This is a genomic window from Ruminococcus sp. D54t1_190329_F1, assembly GCF_015551645.1.
GTDB classification, from domain to species: Bacteria; Bacillota; Clostridia; order Lachnospirales; family Lachnospiraceae; genus Blautia_A; species Blautia_A faecis.
Map to the genome: position 1 here is coordinate 1,546 of NZ_JADNDC010000031.1, position 21,628 is coordinate 23,173.

Consider the following 21,628-nt stretch of genomic DNA (forward strand, 5'->3'; position numbering starts at 1 on the left):
GTCCTGGTATTCTGGATAATATACAGAGCGACCGATATGACCATCATTATAGCGCACAAACCAATCAACAGATCTGATACCATCGGTGTAATTTGGAACCATATAATATCCCTATTTGGTATGTAACTTGCTTTTACTAATCCATGGCGTACCAGATCGGCAATCCACTCTGCATCTTTTACATCCGTCTTACGTCCAGTAACTCCTTTGATATGCTGCGCATTCACAACCATGATCGGTATCTGTTCTTCTTCAAATATATTATATACAGGTTTCCAATAAGAGCCCGTACTTTCCATGGCAGCCATCTCACAATCTGTTTCTTTCAGCCACGAAACTAATTGGAGATCTTGCAGGCCTCCTGGATTCTATCGACCAGCTTTTTGGAAAATATAATGCTTTTTTATAATCTAATAGCTTTTGAAAATCTAATGCTGCTATTTTAAATCCGAAGAATAACCGGGTACGTTTTTTGCCATGCACAGGTATCTTGTCCACATGATATCTTCGACGAAGAAGAGAGGGAATTGCTTCTACTCCATTTCTAAATTTTGCATATTCAGAAAATTCTTCCGTCTGCATGTACTGTAATTGTTTTGCACGACCAACGGATTTCCAAGATACTTCCTTTCGGACTCGTGTTTTTAGAAAACGCGACTGACACCGTTCTTTGTAAGGACATCCTTCGCAGTCACTTATCCGAAAATACGCAACGGAACGCTCATTGCCTGGATCATAGATACAGTCTTCAGGTACACGATTATTCTTACATTTGATGAGATATTTTCCATCATCAGTAAAAACAAAATCAGCATATATTTCATCTGGTTTGCGTCCTGTGAAATTGGTTGTAACAAGTTTTAGATTATGTTCAGATGCTAAACGTGAGTTCTCTTCTCCGCTGTATGCCCCATCGGCAACAATAAAAGAACCATCAGAAAAATCTTTTTTCTCATTAAGATAATCTTTCATAAACTGATTATCTGCGTAGGTATTTTGCTGGTAATCGTAGACAATGATCAGACTGCTTTTTTCTCCGACAGCTTCAACTACGTTTCCAACGTATCCAAGATGTCTGCCACCTGCTTTATAGCGGAAAGTGACTTCTGGATCAGAAGGATTAAGCAATACTTCTGAAGGATTTTCAACTTCCTCTTTTTTGTCGAAGCCGCCTTGAGCCACCATCATCAATGATTGTGCGTTCCTTTAATAGGCGAATAAGAAGCTGATATTCACTTGTATCATCAAAATCACCGGTTGAATCACAAATCTTTATCAAGATATCTGCATCTTTCATCACAACAACGTTTCTCTCAGTTGCATCCATATCCCGCTTGTGATAAATGCATTTATTATAATCATCTTTTTTAATATAATGATATTGTTCATCCGGAATTTTTGTTCCACGCTCATCCATTATTTTGCAAAGATTAGCAACACAAGTATAAAACAATTCAAGCAATGAGAGGTTTCTGATATTTGCAGCAACCATTAAACTGTCCATACGTTGTTTATCCGGAGCGATATCCATAAAATCAGATATTTCTTTTGCCATTTTTACAACACATTCATGAATAAGATCAACATCATGCTCTGTTTCCTCTTGCTCTAAACCTGCTGAGGGTTCTGTCACTAATTGGCTGCTCTTCAAAACTGGTTGTGTGCAGTGCATACTGATAGCGGATATCAAATGCCATAGCTTCAACGATCTCATCGTCAGTAACATTAAGAGCTTCTTTAAGAATCAGTGCCCCAACAATCACATTGACCGGAGTATTAGGTCTGGATGCTTTTTTACTGTAAAGAACAGAAAAAATATTTTCATCAATAGCAGGAAAAACTTTGTCTGCAAAAGTATTTGCCCATGATTTTTCTAACATTCGTTTTTCGCGTTCTGTAAGATTAAAAGTACTGTCTAAAACAGTAAGCTGTTGATTATCATTTTTAACAAAAGACATATAGATCACCTCATAAAATGCTACCTACATTTTACCAAAGAATCCAATGTTTTTACATATCGTGTTAAGTTTTCAAGGTACAAATTTATATCAAAGGCTATAAACCTTTTGACACCCTAATCTTTTATTTTATCTTCTCCGGAGCAGTTTTTTACACTGGCTTACAGGTGCATCCGATTCCCAGTCCATCCGGACCGATATGACAGGACAAACCGAAGGAAAGTTTATCACACATGACTTCCATTCCCGGGAAACTTTCTTTAATCTGGTTTACCCATTCTTCTGTCACTTCATCGGTACTGCTGGACGCCGCCATCAGGTACACTTTACCCGCAGCATATTCTTCTCGGAAATTCGTTTCCAGCTCATGCTTCATTGCATCGATCATAACTTTACGTGATTTCTTCATACCACGGCATTTCTGGTAGATATCAAGCTTTCCTGTGCTGAAATGCATAACAGGTTTGATATTCAGGACATCTGCTGCCAAAGCTGTCACAGAGCTGACTCTTCCTCCTTTTTTGAGATATTTCAGTGTGCTGAGCCCGATATAAATTGTCATTTTTTCTCTGGTTTCTTCAAGAATTTTCTTGATTTCGACTACACTGTATCCTTCTTCTGCCATTTCTACTGCATCAAGAACAGAACGATGCATCGGGGTTGCCACACGACCGTTATCTACGACAAACACCTTACCGGCAAATTCATCTTCATTTGCCATGGCTTCTGCTGTCATACAGGACCCACTTAAAGCACTACTAAGAGGAATATAAACAATCTCCTCATATTCTTTCAGCATCTCTTTCCACATATCCATAACTTCTGTTGGTGACGGCTGAGATGTAGATACATCTACGCCCTTTCGAAGCATATCATAAAATTCATCTCTGGAAAGATCTACTCCTTCACGATACACTTTCTCTCCGATATAAAAGGGCATCGGTAGTACCTTAATTCCGAGTCTCTGCGCTTCTTCGCTCAAAATTCCACTGTGGCTGTCTGTCATGATTCCTATTTTCTTCATAATATCTTCTTCCTTTGTAATCTATTTTTATAACGTCTTAATAATCGGCATTACACTTCATTTATATTTGTATCAAATCATTATTTTTCATTCGGCACAATAAAGGATGACGCAATTTCCTCCTCCGCATACTCTTCCACATCCGTTCTCGTTACTCGTTTTATATGTTGTTTTTTTAGGCGCAGATATACGAACTCCCGGAATATAGTATAAAATACCGATACAAGTGGAATGAAAATCAGCATACCTATAATTCCCATAAGATTTCCGCCGATTGTAACTGCCGCCAGTACCCAAATTGATGGAAGTCCTACTGATCCGCCAACCACATGAGGATAGATCAGATTACCTTCTATCTGCTGCAAAAGCAGAAAAACTATAATAAATAAAACTGCCTGTTTTGGATTTACCATAAAGATCAGAAAACTTCCCACGGCACAGCCAATAAAGGCTCCAAAGATAGGAACCAATGCGGTAAACGCGATCAAAATTCCAATTAAAAGTGCATATGGCATTTTTAAAATACTTAGCGTGATAACAAACATCATTCCGAGAATTACTGCTTCCAGACACTGCCCTGCAAGAAAATTTGCAAATGTCCGATATGTCAGCGAACATATGTTAAGAATTGCATCTGCTTTTTGTTTTGGAATAAAAGCGAAAATCACTTTTCTTACCTGTAAATGTAATTTTTCCTTCTGAAAAAGAATATAGCATGCAAAGGAAAACGAAATAAAAAAGGTCGCTAATCCACTGGCAATGGAACCTACTGCTGACATCGTCGTATTCATCATATTTCCGACTCCGTTTCCAAGAAGACTTATTCCCCATTTAATTGCCTGATCAGGCTGAAACTGCAGCTGATCTACCAATTTCATAATATCCTGATTATCATGTGAAAATTCTCGAATCCAGTTTTGCATCTGTGGAATAAAATCTGAAATACTCGTCATCAGATTTCCCATAGTCTGCGTAAGCTGTGGAATCACACCAAACATTACCAATACCATTACACCTGCTGCCAATATAATTGTAAGAAGCAGGCTTATCGGTCTCGCAGCCTTTTTTCCTATTTTATTGTTTTCTTTTATCTTTCCGAGCATTTTCTTTTCCAGGAAACTCATTGGTTCATTAATCACAAAGGCAATTACACCACCAAGCGCAAAAGGAAACACAATTTTCCATATTGACTTCAGCACTTCAATCACCACATCGAATTTCCACAAAGCAACTACAAGAAATGCCGTAAACACAATCAGTTCTCGAATTTTTTTCATAGAACATCTACTTAAGTCCACTATCTTTCCCCTCTTTTTCTTAGTTTCATACGTATACACTTAAGTAATTGAATAATCAGAAGGCTTGCAAAAGCATATAAATATACACATCCAAGCTGCATCAGATTCAACGTTTCCACTTTAAATAAGTTATGGAAACCAGGAACCGTCAGTACTGTTGTAATGAGTACTGCACCTAACACAAATGCTCCCTGAAGCCACTTGTTATGAAAGAGACCTTTTGTAAAAATGACCGGATGATCTGATTTGCAATTATATCCATGAAACAAACGTGCCAGACAAAGAGTTCCAAAAGCATACGTGCTTCCAAGCAATGTACCATTCTGGTTGTATCCTGTCAAAAAACTGATCATTGTCATTGCTCCAATTACCAAACCTTCCAGACCGATTTTGCTAAGAAAATCTTTTGTCAATATCGACTCATCTGCCAATCTCGGTTTTTCACTCATCACTTCACTTCTATCCGGCTCTAAGCCTAACGCAATTGCCGGAAGACTATCCGTCAAAAGATTAATAAAGAGTAAATGTACTGGTGCAAATGGCACCGGAAGTCCTGCAACCGATGAACAAAGAACGGTTAAAATTGCTCCGAAATTTCCTGACAAAAGAAACTGTATCGCATACTTGATATTCTGATATAAGTTTCGTCCATTTTCCACTGCTTTTACGATTGTTGCAAAGTTATCATCTGTAAGTACCATCGCTGCTGCATCTTTCGCAACTTCCGTTCCGGTCATTCCCATTGCAACACCAATATCTGCCTGCTTTAATGCCGGTGCATCATTGACACCGTCTCCTGTCATTGCCACAATCATTCCTCTTTCCTGCCATGCCCGAACAATGCGAATTTTATGTTCCGGTGACACTCTTGCATACACAGAAATATTTGAGACAAATTCTTTGAGTTCCTCGTCACTCATATTTTCTATATCTGCCCCTTCACAGGCTTCCGATAAATCATGTAATATTCCAACTCTCTTTGCAATTGCTGCTGCTGTAATTTTATGATCTCCGGTGATCATAACCGGTCGAATTCCCGCTTTTATACATTCCGCTACCGCAGCTTTTGATTCTTCTCTCGGAGGATCCATCATCGCAATCAAACCAAGAAATACTAAGTGATCCTCATCTTGTATCGTTAATGTGTGATTCTTAGGAATTTCACGATAGGTAAAAGCCAATACTCTTAAACCTTCCATCGAAAATTCCTGATTTTGACGTTGTATTTTTTCTTTATCTTCCTCAGTAATTTTTCGAATTCCCTCTTTCGTCCAGATTTGCTCTGTACGTTCCAGGAGCTTGTCGACTGCACCTTTTACAATCATTTGATTTTTACCATCTATCAGGTGAAGTGTTGACATCATCTTTCGATCACTGTCAAATGGCAGTTCTCCATTTCTTGGATAAAGCTTTCTTACGCTTGCCGCCTCTATCCCATATCGACTTCCAAGATTAATCAATGCTGTTTCTGTTGGATCTCCAATTTCTACTCCATTTTCATTTGTCGAATCATTACATAGAATACTGTAATTTAAAAGACATTTTTGTGCCTGATCTGATATATCAATTGCCTCTGCTGAAATTCTTTTTCCATCTATATAATAATCTTCAACCGTCATTTTATTCTGTGTGAGCGTTCCTGTCTTATCCGAACAAATAATAGAAACACTTCCAAGTCCTTCTACCGCCTGTAGTTTACGAATGATTGCATGCTCTTTTGCCATCTTCTGTGTTCCGAAAGAAAGTACAATTGTCACGATAGAACTTAGCGCTTCAGGAATTGCTGCTACTGCAAGTGCTACTGCAAACATAAATGCACTGCTGATCTTTTCACCGCGGAACACATTTATTGCAAATAAGAGTCCGCAAAATACCAGAATCATAATAGAAAGCTTCTTTCCAAAGACTTCCAAACTCACCTGAAGTGGTGTCTGTTTTTCCGAAGTTGACTTCAAAAGTCCTGCAATCTTTCCGACTTCTGTCTGCATTCCTATATCCGTTACAACAGCTTTCCCACGCCCATACGTTACAAAACTACCGGAAAATAACATATTTGTCCGATCACCAAGTGGCGCTTCCGTCAATATTGTATCCATGTTTTTCTCAACTGCAAGACTTTCTCCTGTAAGAGCACTCTCATCAATCTAAAGACTTGCATTTTCAATCAGTCTTCCATCAGCCGGAATCATATCTCCTGCTTCAAGCAGTATCACATCTCCAACAACCAGTTCTCTTGCCGGAATTTGAACGACTGTACCATCACGCAATACTTTTGCCTCCGGGCCAGAAAGATTCTTTAAACTCTGCAGAGATTGTTCTGCTTTTACCGTCTGTATTGTTCCCAAGATTGCATTGATCGTAATAACCGTCACGATAACTGCCGCACTTTCCACATCTCCAAGCATACCAGATATGATTGCTGATGCAATTAGAATCAGTACAAGAAAATCCTTATACTGTTCAAAGAAAATCTGCAGGATACCTTTCTTCTTTCCTTCTGTAAGTTCATTTCACCCACACTTTTCTCTGGATCTTTTCACCTGTTCACTCGTAAGCCCAGATTTCTTGCCATTCACCCTTTCAAGAACCTCTTCTACCGTCTGCTGATAAATTTCCTTCATCACTTCCGCCTCCTCGTTCTCCTAAATATTTTTCTAGTCATTGCAATATAAAATTGCTTATACAGTCTCTCCCTTAAGAGTCCTGGTATTCTGGATAATATACAGAGCGACCGATATGACCATCATTATAGCGCACAAACCAATCAACAGATCTGATACCATAGGTGTAATGTGGAACCATATAATATGCACCGCTGCAGTTCCATATAATAAAAAGGTTACTATCTTTCCATGCCAGTCTGCACCATGTACTTTTCCTGTCTTTCGTATCACAAGACATCCACTGACTACCATATACAGCTCCTTACCTGCCATTATTACGATTAAAAGAAGCACATGCGGAAAACGAGTAAACAGACAGATTAACATCGCTGCCTGTGTCAGCTTATCAGCCACCGGATCAAGTATTTTTCCTAAATTACTAATCCTATGGAATCTTCTTGCGATATATCCATCAGCAAGATCCGTAAGACCAGACAGCAATAAGATTTCACCAGCTAACAGAGGATTTTTCTTTACACAATAACTCCATATAATTACCGGAATCAGACAAAGCCGAAAAAAAGAAAGAAGATTAGGAACCGTAATAATTCTATTCAAATTTTCTTCCTGATTCACTTCACTCTGCATGTACGGTCACATCACTTTCCTTTTTTTTAGACATAAACCAATAAAATATAACACAAAATGCTAAAGCAAACACAACACCAAAAACATTTTGAATCACTCTAAGACTAACCGCTCCTTGTAGTCCATAAGTCTCTGCAGCAATGGCTAAAGCACCAAATGTGTTAAATACTGCCTGCCAGCCATATTGTGCTGAAAATCCTACACCGATTCCACCAAGAATTCCTATATATGCATAGATTGACGAAGGAAGCAGAAAATATAATACTGTAAAACATATAACACCTGCAATATTTCCGACAATCCTTTTACGGACTCTGTAGTGCATATCTTCCATAAACGGCAAAATCGCGGACATGGCCGCAATACCAGCCCACATTGCACGTGGCATATTACAAAGTTCTGCAATGCAAAGGACAATCGGTACGCATAAAATCTGACATATCTGCCATTTTGTTCTGGAAGAAGTGATATCAAATTCTTGTATCAGATCTTTCAGATTTCTTTTATAAGTTCTGTTTTTATGATTTCGATAAAATACGAAGCAGGTAAGTGCTGCACCTAAAGTCATTCCGACTAATCGCATCTGATAGCTTTTTCCCGTAACATCATAACCATATAGCAGCAGATACCCAAGAACCAATGTAGATTGATTAAACATGAATGGATTATGGCATCCGAACAGAATCAACACAGCCAGTGCCGCAATATTTAACAGCATTCCCAATACCGGTGAAAACTGATTTGCTAAATGCGGACATACAGTCATAATTACAAAGAACAAAGCCAAAAGCATCGTAGATTGTCCGGTGTGGATCCCCAGATCCGCATTTCTAAACACCATGAGACATAATAAGACTACTACACCTACAATGCTGTTCTCATTTCCAAATAGGATGCTGAAAATACTAACAAAGAAAAAACAAAATGCCATTGTAACAGCTATCTTCACCAGATATACCCACATATGATATAATTTTTCTTTTCGTGTTTCACTCTTTTTCAACAGGTTTTTAGAACCTGCCTGATTTAACTGCAACTCCTGATAAAATGTCATATAAATCCTCCCATCTTCTAATTTATCTTAAAACTATATAATCTCATCTTTCTGCTTTGGCAGCTCTATAACAAATCTGCATCCACCATATTCACGGTTTTCTGCTTTGATTGTTCCTCCGGCACTATCTACAATCCGTTTTACAAGTGCAAGACCTAGGCCATTTCCTTCTGCTTTATGAGATCCATCTACCTGATAGAACTTGTCAAATATTCTGGATTTTACATCATCCTCTATTCCGGGTCCTTCATCTTCCAGAATGAACTTAACAGAATCCTGTTCTTGTTTCAGAAACATCGTAATTGTCCCCTTTGAAGGGCTGAACTTAATCGCATTATCCAAAAGATTTATCCAGATATGCATAAAAAGTCCTTCATTCCCAGTATATTTAACTTCCTCCAATTCTACCTGAAAACCAATTTCTTTTTCTGTCCATTTTGTTTCCAATGAAAGAAATGCCTGGCGGATCTGTTCATCCAGACGATATTCTGTTTTTTTCATTGGTATATTCTGATTCTCTAACTTGGATAACAGCAAAATATTACCAACCAATCCGGAAAGTCTTTGGGTGTTAAATAAGATTTTTTCTACATATTCCTCTTGATCCGGAGACAGTTCTTCTCCCTGAAGCAGCATTGTATATCCTTCAATGGCATTAATCGGGGTCTTAAACTCATGAGAAACATTAGATACAAAATCCATCTGCAGCACCTCTGTTGCACGAAGTTCTTTTGTCATAACGTTAAAACTTTGATAAGATTCTCCAACTTCTGCTATACGGCTGTTCGTTTCCAAATGCTGTTCAAAATCTCCCTGAGAAACTTCCTTCATTGCTTTACTAAGTCTGGTAATTGGTTCCAGTAACTTTGCATTGATAAAGGAAGTGATCAGCCCTGCAATCAATGTATTGAAAATCAAAAGCCAGCCAAGCACAGGTATGCTGCCCGGCAGATTAAAAAAATGATTCAAAAAAGCAAATAATAAAGCAGATATGACTGTTGAAAATACAAGTGCCAGCCAGATTGCACCAGTCAGACAGGATCGGATCCGCAATCCTTTTTCTTTCTTTTGTTCCATTATTTTTTCACCACCTTGTATCCAATTCCACGCATTGTTACGATTTTAAAATCAGGGTTATCTTTAAAACGCTCTCTGATTCTTCCTATATGTACCTCTATCGTATGTGGGTCTGCCTCCGTCTCGTATCCCCATACTTCATCCATCAACTGTTGTTTTGTAAATGTTCTGCCTGGCGAAGCTGCAAGCTTATATAAAAGCAGGAATTCTTTTTTAGGCAAAACAAGACTTTCCTTATCAGTTGTAACCGTCATTGCATCATAATCAAACTCTGTTGAACCGATCACAATTTTGTGTTCATTCAGTATCTGTGCACGGCGAAGCAGTGCTCCGACTCTTAAAACCATTTCATTCACATTTACCGGTTTTACCATATAATCGTCACTTCCCGAAAGAAATCCCTGGCGCATATCATCAAAGGAACCTTTCGCAGTGATCATAAGCACTGGTATCTGATATCCTGCTGAACGAAGTTCTGACACCAGTTCATAGCCATCCATAACCGGCATCATAATATCAGAAATGATCAGATCAATATATTCCTTATCCAATACTTCTAATGCCTGTGCTCCATCCGATGCACTTTTGACTTGATATCCATTTTTCTCAAGCACTTTTTGGAATAGCTGGCTTAATTCTTTATCATCTTCTACAATCAATATTTGAAACACGTTTTCCTTCCTCCTTATTAAAACAGATACCTTGCCCATCCAAGCAGATGCTGTACCAAAAATATTTTTCTCTGACGTTTCTTTGTTAATTCGATTGGCTCTACATGATATGGATCACGATAGGTTCCATCTTCCAATACCTGGCGGGACACTCTTTCATATTCCATCATGCCCTCTTCCAACTGTTTATTAATATCTTTACTGCGAATTACAAGCATCAGTTCCGTATCCAGATATGCACTTCTCATGTCCATATTAAAGGAACCGATTACAGACAGATCATCGTCAATCAGAATACTTTTTCCGTGGTATGAATAACCGCCTTCATATTCCCAGATATTAATTCCTGTACTTAAGATTCTATTTCTGTTTTTCGCATAATCGGCAGCTCCAAATGGATTCCCATTATTCGCAACTGAATTTGTCATGATAGAAAAATCTGAAACGTTCTCTGCAATCTCCTCCCATGTATTATACATCATATCATTACAGATAATATATGGCGTGTGGATCTTCACACGATTTTTTGCATTTTTCATCAATTCTCCCAACTGATACCACACTACTGGTTCTTTGGAACCTGTGTGAATAGGATTTGACACTAATGCAATCTTTTCTGTCTCAAAAGTTTCGTCCGTGTAATCGGTATCGCAGATTCTTTCCTTATTCTCTTCAAAATATTTCTGATAGCCGTTCTGCAGCTCTAAAACTGCGTTCTTTACAGATTTTCTATTTGCCAGTTTTTTATTGTCATGAAAATAACCACTGTCTTCCTGATTCCATATGGTTTCAAAATACTCTGACAACTGGTTAACTGAATTTTCTTTCTCAGGTTCATCGCAAACCACTAACACGTCTCTGTCATAGTTCTTATGTCCCGGAAAATCACCCAGGAAATAATTGTATGTATTTCTTCCCCCAAGAATATATCTCTTTCCATCTGCAATCAAATATTTATCATGCATTCTACCCATCATCTTCCATGGTTTCAACGGATTGGCCTTATTATACAGTTTAATTTCAACATTCTCATGGGAAGATAATCCATAGAAATACGGATTTCCTTCCATATCAATCCAGCTCTCCATTCCATCTACTAACAGACGAATATGTACACCTCTGTCTGCCGCATCATGCAGTGCTCCTAAAATCAATTTTCCACTTTCATCGGATTGAAATGCAAAAGTAGAAAGAATAATTTCCTTTTTGGCATTCTTGATCAAACGCACTCTTTGTAAAAGCGCTTCTGGATTCTTTTCTATGATTACTGCCCGTTCTGTATTTTCACTGCATTCGTTCCATGACCCATTTTTTGTTTCTTTTTTGGTTGTATTTGACACTTCCGGCTGCTTTTTATATGCAACGCAGATTCCGAGCAATTCATAAAAAGCCACACATAAAAAAATTGCCAGTATAACAAGAAGGATTTTACATATTTTATGCTTTTTCATTGTACATCACCTGATTCCTTTTTATTTCATACTTATACAATACAAAGTCAATCTCAATTTAACCTCAACAAAATTTATTTTTCATAAAAAAATATGACAGGCTTCTTTTTAAAGAAACAGTCATATTTTTATTCTAATATATGAAGGAGATTTTCTTACTCCGTTGTATTAATCACTATTTTATTTCTTCCATAAGCTGTCGGATTTTTCTCAATGTACACCGTGTAACTGCCAGGTCATCTTCTTGTATATTTGATATGATTTTTTCATAAGCTTCTATCATTTTTTCTTTCTGACAATTGCTTAATTCAATTGCCTTGTTCGTCAAAACAAGGTACGTTCTTTCCTTTTTTTCATCTAATTTCCAGATAATATATCCTTTATTTTCAAGACTTTTTACCATCTTAGATGTTTCTGGAATCGATAATTTCATGTATTCCGCCACTTCTGAAAGATATACTCCTTCATGACAGTCTGATTTTTCAACACATTCCTTTATACTATAAAGGAACAAATAATCTGTTCTTTCGACAAATTCAAATATGCTTTCAACATTGATGCTCTTTAAAAAAAACTCCTCTGCACTGGTTCCTGCTCCCATATTATCGTTCCTCTCTTTCTATATATTCTTTTTTGCTGACTAGACTCTTATATGCCGGGCGAATGATCTTATCTGTAGTTATCAATTCTTCCAGGCGATGTGCACTCCAACCAGCAATTCTTGCTATCGCAAATAATGGCGTGTACAATTCTCTTGGAATATTCAACATGTCATACACAAAACCACTATAGAAATCTATATTAGGACTTACTCCTTTGAATATCTGACGCTGCTTTGCAATCAACTTAGGTGCAATCTTCTCAATATTGTTATAAAGGGTCATATCTTTCTCACGTCCTTTATCCCTTGCGAGTTGTTCTACAAAGCCTTTGAACACCCTTTCTCTCGGATCTGAAATAGAATATACAGCATGTCCCATTCCATAAATAAGTCCTTTCTGATCAAACGCCTCTTTCTTCAAAATCTTACTCAGATATGATGTAATTTCCTCTTCGTCTTCATAATCTTTCACATGACTTTTAATATCATCCATCATATTCATTACCATCAGATTTGCACCGCCATGTTTTTTTCCTTTTAAGGATGACATTGCTGCTGAAATAACAGAATAAGTATCTGAACCTGAAGATGTTACTACCCGTGTAGTGAATGTAGAATTATTACCACCACCATGTTCCATATGTAACAATAATGCTATATCCAGTACTCTTGCTTCCAGTTCTGTGAATTTTGTATCTGGTCTTAATAGGCGCAGGAAATTTTCAGCAATAGATAAATCTTTTTCAGGTCTATGAATATACATACTTTCGTTTTTTTCATAATGACAATAAGCATGGTATGCATATACTGCTAACATAGGAAATGCTGCGATCAACTGCATACTCTGCCTTAGCACATTCGGAATTTCAAGACTTTCTTTCTCCTTATCGTAAGAGCCCAATGTAAGAATACTTCGAGTCATAGAACCCATAATATCTGATGTAGGTGCTTTCATAATGACATCTCTGGTAAAGTTAGTCGGTAGTTCCATACAATCAGATAGTCTTCCCTGAAATTCCATTAACTGTGTATCAGTTGGCAATTCTCCGAATAAAAGAAGATATGCTCCTTCTTCAAAGACAAACCTTTTTCCTTTACTTCCTGTTACTAAATCTTTTATATTATAACCACGATAAGATAACTCGCCATCACATGGACTCTTTACTCCATCACGATATTCAAAAGCTTTTATATCAGAAATATTTGTAAGCCCCGTCAACACACCTTGCCCTTTTTCATCTCGTAAGCCTCTTTTTACACCATACTCTGAATACAGATTCTTACTAATACTATCATTTTGTTCACAAAAAATTGCTTGCTGTTTCATATAATTTTCCAAATTGCTCATTTGAATCGCTCCTTTCATTCTGTTACGAACTTACATACTATACTCAGATATTCTTGTTTCCAGAGCATTCAGCATTGTCTGTTCTTTTTCTTATTCTTATTCATTAGCAATACAATACAATGGAAAACTCAATTGAACCTCAACAAGGTTTATTTTTTCATCCATGCAAAATCTTCTTTGTACAACAGACTGTTAGATATAGCAAAAACGGCCTTTCAAAAACAGTTAACTTCTAAATCAACTGTTTTTTGAAAGGTCGTTTCATCAGATTCTTATAGCAATCCAGCAAATAATCTCATAAATAATTGTCCCAGTCGCAAATATGCACTTCGTCCGGTTTGATATTGGTCTGTCACATCACGACATTCTCCCATCGTTCTTATCAGATCATTTTTTATTTCCACAACTGCCTGACAATCTGCCATAAAACAGCCGTTTTCAAAATGGTGATATAAACTTCGATAATCCAGATTAATTGTTCCACAAGTTGCCATACAGTCATCTGCCACACTCATTTTTGCATGACAGAAACCAGGAGTCCACTCATAAACACGAACACCATGTTTAACTAATCCATGATAAAAAGAACGAGTTATATTATAAATGAATTTTTTATCAGGGATACCAGGTGTGATAATTCTTACGTCTACCCCTCGCTTAGCAGCCAGACATAACGCATGCGTCATTTCATCTGTTATGATTAGATATGGAGTCATAAACCAACAATATTTTTCAGCTTTATTTATCATACTGATATAAACTTCTTCTCCTACTTGCTCATTATCCATAGGGCTGTCTGCATAAGGTTGAACAAACCCAGTTTGCTGTGCCGCATAATCATAGTGGAAAAGGTATTTACTAAAATCAGAATCCTTAGCAGCCTTATCACTTACTGCATTCCACATTTCCAAAAATGTCACCGTAAGCGACTGAACAGCATCTCCTTCTAAACGAATACCTGTATCTTTCCACTGTCCATACGGGTGTGTGTAATTAAAATATTCGTTTGCTAGATTATATCCACCTGTAAATCCGACTTTTCCATCAATAACTGTTATTTTTCTATGATCACGATTGTTCAAAAACAGATTTAAACCTGGCATAAACGGATTGAATACACGGCAATGAATTCCTATTGCCTCCATCTTTTTCACAAAATCTGTGTTAATAAAGCCTATAGAACCCATATCATCGTAGAATACTCTAACTTCCACACCTGCTTTTACTCGCTCTTCTAGAACATCTTGAATCTTATGCCATGCTTCAGCGTCTTCTATCGCATGATATTCCATAAAGATAAACTTCTGTGCTTTCTCCAAATCCTTAAGCTGTGCCTCTAATCCTTTCACTGCTTCATCAAAATACACAATATCCGTATTCTGATAGATTGGATACTGCGAATTTCTTTGTATGTAACTTGCTATATTTCCTGCTTTCGGAATTGTTTCTTTTATTTTGCTCAAACACTCCTGACTGTCTGGAAGCATTGGTAACAATTTGCTATCAATTTCTGCATATCGCTCACGCATTTTATGTGTGCCACCATTCAAACCAATCAACAAATACAGGCCTACACCCATAATTGGGAAAATTAGAATTAAGATGACCCAAGGCATTTTCATAGAGGATGTCTTATTTGATGCGTACAATCCCAAAACCAAGATCCCACTCAAAATCCTTGTAAATAAATTTATGATTTCTGCATATTCATTCAATCGTGTTACGATAGTAATAATAAAAATCACTTCCAGAAGAATGCAGATTATGGAAAAACACAGCCGTTTTACCCCATTTTTTGTTTTTGCTTTGCCCTCTAAAGTATCTTGTTTCATATATATTCTACCTTCCTACTTGCTCAGTTTTCTCCCTAAATTTCGTGGAACATACCAATTTTGTCTTTTATTCTCTGCATTTCATTATCTGCTTCAATGATAGCTCTTGCAGAATGAAGTAATTCTTCACTTATCTCATCATAGCCAGGCATTTCTTCAATTCCTTTTTTATAGCGAAGTTGATGTTCCAATGTTGCCCAGAAATCCATACCATTGGTTCGAATCTGTAATTCTACACGCATAGGTGTTTTACCCTTAGCAAAAAATACTGGTATTTCAACAATCATATGATAGCTTCGATAACCATTCGATTTTGGATTTTTTATATAATCTTTTATTTCAATAACTTTAATATCATCCTGTTGGGTAATCAAATCTGATATCATATAAATATCGTCAATAAACGCACAAACTATTCGAACGCCTGCTACATCATTGAGATATGTCTGTATATTTTCTGTTGTAAATTCATATCCCATCTTCTGCAGTTTATCGTAAATACTATTGGGCTTCTTAATTCTTGTTTTTATAAAAGAAATAGGATTTCGATTGTTCTCAACTGAAAATTCATCATCCAAAACCTCAAGTTTAGTTTGTATCTCCCGAATAGCACAACGATACATCATCATTAAATTATAAAATTTTGTAGCATTATTTAAAAACTGTAGTGATTCCGGACTGTTCATCCTGAGTTTTTTTACTTCATCTTTTGTCATGGAACTTTCCTTTCTACCTCATAGCATCATAATACAAAGGATAATCTTCTGCAACATGAGCCATTCCAATAATTGCATAATGATTTTTCATATCGCCAACATGGCGAAAATTAAACGCATAATTACGTGGTGTAATTACTATCTAATCACCATAAGAGAATTCATAATCGAGGGTTCGTCCAAAGTAAAAATCTTTTGTTTTATAAGTTGCTGCTGTACACATGATCGTTTATCCTCCTAAATAGATTGAAATATGTCAATGAGTTTTTTTCTTGAACAATATTATAGCACAATTCTTTTATTTTGTTCCAACTTCATACATGATCATAACATGTAAACTTTAAACTATTTTCCTAGATTATTTCTCCATCAGTTTTTCAAACCAGGTATCCATAGCTAGGATGAATTGACTTACGTCTGGCAATTCTTGCAGCATTTCGTTTAGGGTTTTGTGCTTCACATATTTCTGCACATACACCCAACAGGCAACGCTACTGGCTTCTGATACAATGTCAGCTATGGTTTGGCGCATAAGCTCTTCAAATTCAGCAATTTCTTCTTTCGGAACAACATCATACAGTGTTGGTGCCTGATGACTTATTTTTACTCCATTTTCATTTGCATCTTTAAGCAGATTCTTAACTTTTTCTCTTGAATCCTCCGGTACTTTCATGTATTCCCACATAAATGCTACCACATCGGCTGGTGTGTCTTTTTTAAGTGGTGGTAGCTGAATATAATCATTGTTTTCGCTCATTTTCATATCCTCCTCACGATATAATAAAATCAATAATACATTCTCTTGTCATGTCCAGTACAGTATCTACGAACACTCCTGCAAACAGGATCAGATACAGAATAACACTCAGCGAAAACAGGAATGCAACCTGTACCCAATCATGGTACCGGTACTTTACGGTATCCTAGTTTCTCCGCAGCATGTTTTCTTCTGTGACCGGATATGATCTCATAGTATCCATCTGGTACCGGTCTGACGATCAGCGGATTTAAAATGCCATACTTCTCAATGCTTTCCTGCAGAAGAAACATTTCCTTATCATCTTTCACTTGAAACGGATGCTCTTTGAATGGACGAAGACGCTCAATCTCAATTTCTATGATTCTTTCTTCGTTTTCTCCTGATTGTCTGTTTGGCTCAGCCATCTTGACTCCTTTCCTCCAGGATTCAGGAACTAAAAAATGCCTGCCTGGAACTTTTATAAATAGTAAAGTTCCAAACAGACATTGCTGTTTGACCATTAGCTGTAGCTAATAGAATTGAATACTGTTTCAGCTAATTCATGTTTGCAGGTTTGGGAGAGATTGTTTCTTTTCCCGCCTTTTCTCTGATTTGCATCCCCGAATAAGGGGTGACAACGGAGCGGAACCCAAATGTTAGCTGGACTTCTTAAAACCCATGTTTGCAAAACGGTAATTTTGATTAGCTGTCAGCTAACAAAAATCGGATTGTGTTAGCTGGAAATTAATCATTTTGAATGGAATTTTGTGTCACGAACGTGATTAGAAAATAACAAAAGCGTTCGTTGTCAGCTAATCCAGCTAACATTTTCGAACGCTTTGAAGCCCGTCGCCAAGAGGATTTGAACCTCCGACCCCTCGCTTAGGAGGCGAGTGCTCTATCCAGCTGAGCTATGACGACACATGCCGCAAACCCTTGATTTTACTGGGTTTCTGGGATTTTTCCCTTCGGCCATATATAAGATTATCAACTCTTTTTCGAGTTGTCAATCTACAGATTTTTTCGATTCGGTAACATTAGAACGTTCCCCAATTTTGGGAATGCTTTGTTGTCACCTTTGGCATTTTTCAGAATAGATTCGAACTGAAAGTTGTTTTTCATTTTTTCCCTTTGGGGAATGCCTCGGCTTTCTCTTAGGAGGCACTTGTTCTATCCATTAAACTAACAGGACAAATCTGTAGCTTCAATTGTACTATAATTACACACAAATTACAAGACTTTTCTTCTGTTCCTTCCTTACAATGGTTACTGTTCGCCAGGGCATGTTGCAAAAAGCTTTTTACAAGATGTGCATCACGAAGCAGTTACCACTTTTGAAACATAAATTGATGCACTATACGGTTGGCATCTGTATACTTGTAAGAGCTTTGGCACAGTGCTAGAATAGTAAAAGTTATATTTTTCAAATAGATTTTTAATTACCAGAAGGAGACCTCAGCCATGCAGCAGGAATTTATTACAGTAACCTTCAATCGCACGAAGATTGCGATCCGATGTTCAGATATTCTCTATGTGATCATGTCCGATGATTATTGCAGGATTCACATGTTTGATGGAAACGTTTATTGTTGCCGAATGACACTGAAAGAATTAAAGAAACAGTTGAATGAAGAATTTATGGAGGTAAAACGCGGCTGTATGGTAGCTGTGTCTGCAATCAGTGATATTGGAGACAGGATTTTGCTGTCTAATGGTGAGAAGATTTGCTATACAAAACGTAAAAAAAGGGTGCTCAGAGAAGAACTGCAGAAAAATCAGGAGCTTATAATTGCAAAAATCAGTAAAAAAAAGCTGCCGCTGACAGCAGAAGAGTATCGCAAATATTATAAAATATGTGATGCTCTCCCTTTTGCATTCACGGATATAGAAATGGTATTCAATGAAGAAAAAAAGGCAGTGGACTGGATCTTCCGCTATGGGAACGAAGCGCTGGCTGCCCTAGAAAAGCAGCCCTTAGACAAGATGATCGGAAGTTCCTTTTCCAGTCTTTTTTCCAATATGGATGCGAAATGGCTTCATGTTTATGAACGTGCCACCTTGTATGGTGAAACGCTGGAAATCATGGATTATAGTCCTGAAATAGATACGAATCTGAAAATTATATGTTTTCCTACATTTCCGGGACACTGTGGATGCATTTTGTTTAATGCAGACAAAATGAAATCTATAAGTGAAAAAAATCATCTGGTCAGATTGGTTGAAGTTTCCATGAAAAGTAATTCCTCTAAATAACAAATGTCGTTTTACCGCTTATTAGGTTGATTTACCGCAATAGAAATGTTATTTTGCTATAATTCGATTGTTCCCCTGATACATTCATGCTATATTTTTATTAGATATTGTTTTTTGCAAGCAATTAAGATTTACAGCAGAAAATATCTGAATTTTTTGCAGAACAAGGGGGAAAACGTATCATGAAAAGAAAAAAAGCAGTTACTTTGACTACCGCTGCATTGGCACTTACTATGGCTGTCTGTGGCAGTTCCACCGCAATTGCCGCATCAGAATTAACAGCAGAAAGCAAACCAGCCACCCAGTATACCATTGATGCAAATCAGGAAGTTTATGCATTGCTGGATTTCGAGGATACTGAGGAGTTTGAAAATGCTACAAAAGGTCTGATTGCGTCTCCGGATACTCTGGATATTTATGATGAGAACGGGAAGCTTGTATGGAGTCAGACGGCATATGCTTTTCTGGATCAGGACGCTCCGGATACAGCGAATCCAAGTCTTTGGAGAGATACACAGCTGAATCATATTTATGGTCTTTTTGAAGTAACCGATGGAATCTATCAGGTGCGTGGCTATGATATGTCAAATATCACCTTCATAAAAGGTGATACGGGATGGATTGTAGTAGATCCACTGATGAGCATGGAATGTGCGGCAGCGGCTTTTTCGCTGGTGGAAGAGAATCTAGGCACTTTTCCTGTAAAGGCAGTGATTTACAGCCATTCCCATGTTGATCATTTCGGTGGAGTCAGGGGAATTATTTCAGAAGAAGATGTACAATCCGGTGATGTGCAGGTAATTGCACCGGAGGGCTTTGAGAAGCATGCTGTCAGCGAGAATATTTATGCAGGTACTGCCATGGGGCGCAGAGCAAGCTATCAGTATGGAACCATGCTTGAGGCCAGTGAAACAGGAGCTCTTGCCATTGGTATCGGCATGGGGCAGTCCAGGGGCAGTACAAGTTATATTTCTCCTACACTTGAAATCACAGAAACCGGTGAGAAGCATACTATTGATGGAGTGGAAATTGAATTTCAGCTTACTCCGGGTACCGAAGCACCGGCAGAGATGAACTTCTGGATTGGATCGAAAAATGCTTTGTGGATGGCTGAAAACTGTACAGGAACACTCCACAACCTGTATACACTCCGCGGAGCCCAGGTACGTGACGGAAACGCATGGGCAGAGTACATTATGGAATCTCTGGCACTTTATGGTGATCAGGCAGATGTAGTATTCCAGTCTCATAACTGGCCACATTGGGGAAAGGATATTATTCAGGAATATATGACCAATACTGCAGCTGTGTATAAGTTTATTAACGACCAGACATTGCTTTACATTAATGAAGGTTATACGGAGACAGAGATTGCTAATATGATCCAGCTTCCCAAGGAGTTGGAGAAAGTCTGGTATACCCGTCAGTATTATGGCACAGTTTCTCATAATTCGAAGGCAGTATATGAGAAATACATGGGATGGTATGACGGTAATCCAGTCCATCTTGCGGAACTTACACCATCGGATTATGCACAAAAGCTGGTAGAATATTTCGGTGACACAGATGCGGTTCTTGAAAAAGCAAAAGAAGATTTTGCAAAGGGAGAATATCAGTGGGTTGCCCAGATCACCAATACGTTGGTTTTTGCTGATCCGGAAAATATGGATGCACGTTATCTTTGTGCAGATGCATTAGAACAATTGGGGTATCAGGCAGAATCCGGTCCATGGCGCAGTGCTTACCTTTGTGCGGCACAGGAGCTGCGAAATGGTACAAATACCGATGATGCAACGCGAGGCAATGGTAACGGTGATGTTATTTTACATATGACACCTGAAATGATTTTGGATTATCTGGGAATTCTTGTAGATACAACGAAGGTTCCGGATCTGACGTTTACAGCAAATCTTATATTGCCAGAAGGTAATTATGTACTCCGTGTGAAAAATGGTGTACTTCTTTATCAGAAAGATACACAGGATGCGGATGCTGATGTGACATGGACTACCAAACGTGCCGGACTGCTGTCTATTATTCAGAAAAACGCGGAAAATGTTGCAGCTTTGATCCAGCAGGAGGGTGATGAGACCTGCCTGACACGATTGATGGATGCAGTTACGGTTACCTCAGAGTATAAATATTTTAATATTATCGAGCCATAAAATTTTTATGTAGAAAAACATGTTTTCGTAAATAACTATACCAATCGTGTAGGATGTGGATTCACTGGACACCTGGACGGCACCAGCCATTACAGAGAGTGATCCGGCAAACGTGAATTAATATTTCCACAGGATGCATTTATCAAGTAAAAAAGGATCCCTCGCAAGGTAGAAGGCTAACAAGCCTCGA

18 protein-coding genes, 1 tRNA gene and 4 pseudogenes are annotated in these 21,628 nt (G+C 37.8%); 2 read left to right on the top strand and 21 right to left on the bottom strand.

Features of this window, described 5'->3' with window-relative positions; all coding sequences use genetic code 11:
- The 21 genes and pseudogenes from I2D69_RS20230 to I2D69_RS14220 form a co-directional block, all read right to left on the bottom strand.
- A pseudogene (locus I2D69_RS20230) lies at positions 1 to 107 on the bottom strand (CDP-alcohol phosphatidyltransferase family protein); the annotation flags it as partial.
- Between the two features lie 9 nt (positions 108 to 116).
- Positions 117 to 302 (bottom strand): annotated as a pseudogene (locus I2D69_RS20235) (transposase); the annotation flags it as partial.
- A 7-nt stretch (positions 303 to 309) separates the two neighbouring features.
- Positions 310 to 1,188 (bottom strand): transposase, encoded by an 879-nt coding sequence (locus tag I2D69_RS14130; protein ID WP_195380114.1) that lies wholly within the window; start codon positions 1,186 to 1,188, stop codon positions 310 to 312.
- Positions 1,145 to 1,633 carry a hypothetical protein gene (locus I2D69_RS14135; protein ID WP_195380093.1) on the bottom strand — a complete coding sequence of 163 codons (489 nt, stop codon included), beginning with the start codon at positions 1,631 to 1,633 and terminating at the stop codon, positions 1,145 to 1,147. Before I2D69_RS14135 ends, I2D69_RS14130 begins: the two co-directional genes overlap by 44 nt.
- Entirely contained in the window at positions 1,587 to 1,958 is a 372-nt protein-coding gene (locus tag I2D69_RS14140) for a transposase (RefSeq protein WP_005360252.1), read from the bottom strand. The genes I2D69_RS14135 and I2D69_RS14140 overlap by 47 nt, the downstream gene beginning before the upstream one ends.
- Before the next feature lie 151 nt (positions 1,959 to 2,109).
- Positions 2,110 to 2,982 carry a DegV family protein gene (locus tag I2D69_RS14145; protein WP_005360251.1) on the bottom strand — a complete coding sequence of 291 codons (873 nt, stop codon included), beginning with the start codon at positions 2,980 to 2,982 and terminating at the stop codon, positions 2,110 to 2,112.
- A gap of 80 nt (positions 2,983 to 3,062) precedes the next feature.
- Positions 3,063 to 4,259 (bottom strand): AI-2E family transporter, encoded by a 1,197-nt coding sequence (locus I2D69_RS14150; protein ID WP_121056890.1) that lies wholly within the window; start codon positions 4,257 to 4,259, stop codon positions 3,063 to 3,065.
- A gap of 20 nt (positions 4,260 to 4,279) precedes the next feature.
- Positions 4,280 to 6,901, bottom strand: a pseudogene (locus I2D69_RS14155) (cation-translocating P-type ATPase).
- A gap of 57 nt (positions 6,902 to 6,958) precedes the next feature.
- Complete coding sequence (locus I2D69_RS14160) at positions 6,959 to 7,531, bottom strand: CDP-alcohol phosphatidyltransferase family protein (protein ID WP_005335451.1); 573 nt, start codon at positions 7,529 to 7,531, stop codon at positions 6,959 to 6,961.
- Positions 7,521 to 8,585, bottom strand: coding sequence for an FUSC family protein (locus I2D69_RS14165; RefSeq protein ID WP_195380094.1), 1,065 nt, complete (start codon positions 8,583 to 8,585; stop codon positions 7,521 to 7,523). Before I2D69_RS14165 ends, I2D69_RS14160 begins: the two co-directional genes overlap by 11 nt.
- A 33-nt stretch (positions 8,586 to 8,618) precedes the next feature.
- Positions 8,619 to 9,662 carry a HAMP domain-containing sensor histidine kinase gene (locus I2D69_RS14170; protein ID WP_005347239.1) on the bottom strand — a complete coding sequence of 348 codons (1,044 nt, stop codon included), beginning with the start codon at positions 9,660 to 9,662 and terminating at the stop codon, positions 8,619 to 8,621.
- Complete coding sequence (locus I2D69_RS14175) at positions 9,662 to 10,372, bottom strand: response regulator transcription factor (protein WP_195380095.1); 711 nt, start codon at positions 10,370 to 10,372, stop codon at positions 9,662 to 9,664. Before I2D69_RS14175 ends, I2D69_RS14170 begins: the two co-directional genes overlap by 1 nt.
- A complete protein-coding gene (locus tag I2D69_RS14180) occupies positions 10,351 to 11,784 on the bottom strand; it encodes a phospholipase D family protein (RefSeq protein WP_195380096.1) in 1,434 nt (477 codons plus the stop codon). The genes I2D69_RS14175 and I2D69_RS14180 overlap by 22 nt, the downstream gene beginning before the upstream one ends.
- Before the next feature lie 175 nt (positions 11,785 to 11,959).
- Entirely contained in the window at positions 11,960 to 12,385 is a 426-nt protein-coding gene (locus I2D69_RS14185; protein ID WP_006858455.1) for a MarR family transcriptional regulator, read from the bottom strand.
- A gap of 1 nt (position 12,386) precedes the next feature.
- Complete coding sequence (locus I2D69_RS14190; RefSeq protein ID WP_173735546.1) at positions 12,387 to 13,751, bottom strand: citrate/2-methylcitrate synthase; 1,365 nt, start codon at positions 13,749 to 13,751, stop codon at positions 12,387 to 12,389.
- A 254-nt stretch (positions 13,752 to 14,005) separates the two neighbouring features.
- Positions 14,006 to 15,565, bottom strand: a complete 1,560-nt coding sequence (gene cls / locus I2D69_RS14195) for a cardiolipin synthase (RefSeq protein ID WP_173729234.1) — start codon at positions 15,563 to 15,565, stop codon at positions 14,006 to 14,008.
- A 35-nt stretch (positions 15,566 to 15,600) separates the two neighbouring features.
- Positions 15,601 to 16,281 (bottom strand): GTP pyrophosphokinase family protein, encoded by a 681-nt coding sequence (locus tag I2D69_RS14200; RefSeq protein WP_005347231.1) that lies wholly within the window; start codon positions 16,279 to 16,281, stop codon positions 15,601 to 15,603.
- Positions 16,282 to 16,300: 19 nt separating this feature from the next.
- Positions 16,301 to 16,504 (bottom strand): annotated as a pseudogene (locus tag I2D69_RS14205) (linear amide C-N hydrolase); the annotation flags it as partial.
- 135 nt (positions 16,505 to 16,639) lie between these two features.
- Complete coding sequence (locus I2D69_RS14210; RefSeq protein WP_330594854.1) at positions 16,640 to 17,038, bottom strand: hypothetical protein; 399 nt, start codon at positions 17,036 to 17,038, stop codon at positions 16,640 to 16,642.
- Positions 17,039 to 17,178: 140 nt separating this feature from the next.
- Positions 17,179 to 17,541, bottom strand: a complete 363-nt coding sequence (locus I2D69_RS14215; protein ID WP_334285888.1) for a ParB N-terminal domain-containing protein — start codon at positions 17,539 to 17,541, stop codon at positions 17,179 to 17,181.
- 326 nt (positions 17,542 to 17,867) lie between these two features.
- Positions 17,868 to 17,941, bottom strand: a tRNA-Arg gene (locus I2D69_RS14220).
- A 540-nt stretch (positions 17,942 to 18,481) separates the two neighbouring features.
- Between I2D69_RS14220 and I2D69_RS14225 the strand changes: the two genes are divergently transcribed.
- A complete protein-coding gene (locus I2D69_RS14225) occupies positions 18,482 to 19,273 on the top strand; it encodes a LytTR family DNA-binding domain-containing protein (protein ID WP_195380097.1) in 792 nt (263 codons plus the stop codon).
- 182 nt (positions 19,274 to 19,455) lie between these two features.
- Positions 19,456 to 21,438 (top strand): alkyl sulfatase dimerization domain-containing protein, encoded by a 1,983-nt coding sequence (locus tag I2D69_RS14230; protein ID WP_173716640.1) that lies wholly within the window; start codon positions 19,456 to 19,458, stop codon positions 21,436 to 21,438.
- Positions 21,439 to 21,628: the final 190 nt, after the last annotated feature.

What these genes read in the sequence shown, in the direction of transcription:
- I2D69_RS14130 (WP_195380114.1), bottom strand. Translation starts at nt 1,188, where the DNA reads ATGATGGTGGCTCAAGGCGGCTTCGACAAAAAAGAGGAAGTTGAAAAT.
- I2D69_RS14140 (WP_005360252.1), bottom strand. Translation starts at nt 1,958, where the DNA reads ATGTCTTTTGTTAAAAATGATAATCAACAGCTTACTGTTTTAGACAGT.
- I2D69_RS14145 (WP_005360251.1), bottom strand. Translation starts at nt 2,982, where the DNA reads ATGAAGAAAATAGGAATCATGACAGACAGCCACAGTGGAATTTTGAGC.
- I2D69_RS14150 (WP_121056890.1), bottom strand. Translation starts at nt 4,259, where the DNA reads ATGAAAAAAATTCGAGAACTGATTGTGTTTACGGCATTTCTTGTAGTT.
- I2D69_RS14160 (WP_005335451.1), bottom strand. Translation starts at nt 7,531, where the DNA reads ATGCAGAGTGAAGTGAATCAGGAAGAAAATTTGAATAGAATTATTACG.
- I2D69_RS14165 (WP_195380094.1), bottom strand. Translation starts at nt 8,585, where the DNA reads ATGACATTTTATCAGGAGTTGCAGTTAAATCAGGCAGGTTCTAAAAAC.
- I2D69_RS14170 (WP_005347239.1), bottom strand. Translation starts at nt 9,662, where the DNA reads ATGGAACAAAAGAAAGAAAAAGGATTGCGGATCCGATCCTGTCTGACT.
- I2D69_RS14175 (WP_195380095.1), bottom strand. Translation starts at nt 10,372, where the DNA reads ATGGGCAAGGTATCTGTTTTAATAAGGAGGAAGGAAAACGTGTTTCAA.
- I2D69_RS14180 (WP_195380096.1), bottom strand. Translation starts at nt 11,784, where the DNA reads ATGAAAAAGCATAAAATATGTAAAATCCTTCTTGTTATACTGGCAATT.
- I2D69_RS14185 (WP_006858455.1), bottom strand. Translation starts at nt 12,385, where the DNA reads ATGGGAGCAGGAACCAGTGCAGAGGAGTTTTTTTTAAAGAGCATCAAT.
- I2D69_RS14190 (WP_173735546.1), bottom strand. Translation starts at nt 13,751, where the DNA reads ATGAAAGGAGCGATTCAAATGAGCAATTTGGAAAATTATATGAAACAG.
- cls (WP_173729234.1), bottom strand. Translation starts at nt 15,565, where the DNA reads ATGAAACAAGATACTTTAGAGGGCAAAGCAAAAACAAAAAATGGGGTA.
- I2D69_RS14200 (WP_005347231.1), bottom strand. Translation starts at nt 16,281, where the DNA reads ATGACAAAAGATGAAGTAAAAAAACTCAGGATGAACAGTCCGGAATCA.
- I2D69_RS14210 (WP_330594854.1), bottom strand. Translation starts at nt 17,038, where the DNA reads ATGAGCGAAAACAATGATTATATTCAGCTACCACCACTTAAAAAAGAC.
- I2D69_RS14215 (WP_334285888.1), bottom strand. Translation starts at nt 17,541, where the DNA reads ATGGTCAAACAGCAATGTCTGTTTGGAACTTTACTATTTATAAAAGTT.
- I2D69_RS14225 (WP_195380097.1), top strand. Translation starts at nt 18,482, where the DNA reads ATGCAGCAGGAATTTATTACAGTAACCTTCAATCGCACGAAGATTGCG.
- I2D69_RS14230 (WP_173716640.1), top strand. Translation starts at nt 19,456, where the DNA reads ATGAAAAGAAAAAAAGCAGTTACTTTGACTACCGCTGCATTGGCACTT.